At 63.0% G+C, this 1,204-nt stretch carries 2 protein-coding genes; both read right to left on the reverse strand.

The genetic code is table 11. The features are described 5' to 3' along the window. Positions 1-9: 9 nt before the first annotated feature. A complete protein-coding gene (locus tag R5W23_RS08755; RefSeq protein WP_320686006.1) occupies positions 10-810 on the reverse strand; it encodes a hypothetical protein in 801 nt (266 codons plus the stop codon). After that, positions 743-1,117, reverse strand: a complete 375-nt coding sequence (locus tag R5W23_RS08760) for a helix-turn-helix domain-containing protein (protein WP_320686007.1) — start codon at positions 1,115-1,117, stop codon at positions 743-745. Before R5W23_RS08760 ends, R5W23_RS08755 begins: the two co-directional genes overlap by 68 nt. Positions 1,118-1,204: the final 87 nt, after the last annotated feature.

Here is a 1,204-nt window from a genome sequence, read left to right on the forward strand (position 1 = left end):
GGTGGTGTCCTACTTTCGTTGCACGGCAGGGAAGGTCAGCCACTCTCGCAATGACCAGACATGATCGGTGAGTTTGGCGGCCATCGCCGGGGTTCGTGCTCGCCAGCGACCGTCCTCGCCCTTCACACGCAGGGTCCGCACGGGCCAGCAGAAGTTGTAGCTCAAGTAGCTGAACTTCGTGGCCGCTCGGTGCGTCTGCCAGTCCTTCGAGAACGCATAGGTTTTGCGCACTTTGCGACTACACCGGTTCCGATCGGTCCCGTTGTGGCGCTCCACGAAGCACGTGTTCACCACGGTGCTCACCGCCGATGCCACCAGGGCTAATGCCAGGGCCACCGCCGTTCCGAGCACCAATCGCGTACTCACACCCACCACCCGGTTGTTCTCACGCTTTTTGTGGACGGTTGCATACGTCACCTGGGGCGGAACCACCGTGTACGGATTGCGGGGACGTCCCGGTCGCCCGGTTCGCGGGGGCGTTACCACGTGCCCGTACGTGTCCCGGATCGCCGACGCGTACACCGGGTATTCGTCGGAGGTCATCAGTCGCATCACACGACCGCCGGTCCGTCGGTGGAAGTCGCCGACCAACTCGTGGGTTGCGTCCTCGGTCCTTTTGCCCACCACCAGACTCACGACCAATCGACTTTCGGGGTCGAGGGCCACGTGGTCCCAGCAGTCTCCGTGGGTGCGCTCCTCGGGCTCGCAGTTCTTCTCCTTTTTGCCCACGAAGTCCCACTTCTCATCGAACTGGACTTCGTTGGTGGTCGGGGGAAAAAGCCACGAGCTCGTCGTGGAGTTGCTCGGCATGTTGGCCGGCGGCTCGGATGAGACGGGTGACAGTATCCTTGTTCACCCCGAGCACCCGAGCGGTCTTGCGGGTGCCAATCCCTTCGGCCACATGGGCCAAGACCGAGACCACCGTCTGGGCGGGCAGCCGTGCGCCGAACAGGGGCGTGCCCTTTCGTTCGGAGAAGCGGGCCTTGCAGGTGGAACAGCGGAGCACACGGGTCTTGTTCGGCCCGTACCGTGCCGGGACTGTCAGGTTGCCGTGGCCCCGTTTGCCGTGATCGGGGCAATCGGGGTTCAAGCAGCAGAAGCGGCTCAGGTCGTCCATGACCGATCCCAACAAGCGGGCCGAAAATCACAACCCTACAACGTAAGCTCTTACCACCTACCAATCAGTCCGTGCAAGCCAGATCGG

Origin of the sequence: Gemmata algarum, assembly GCF_034097035.1 — a bacterium.
In the GTDB taxonomy this organism is placed as follows: domain Bacteria; phylum Planctomycetota; class Planctomycetia; order Gemmatales; family Gemmataceae; genus Gemmata; species Gemmata algarum.

Bases quoted from the DNA above. Each gene is read 5' to 3' on its own strand.
- R5W23_RS08755 (WP_320686006.1), bottom strand. From the start codon at position 810: ATGCCGAGCAACTCCACGACGAGCTCGTGGCTTTTTCCCCCGACCACC.
- R5W23_RS08760 (WP_320686007.1), bottom strand. From the start codon at position 1,117: ATGGACGACCTGAGCCGCTTCTGCTGCTTGAACCCCGATTGCCCCGAT.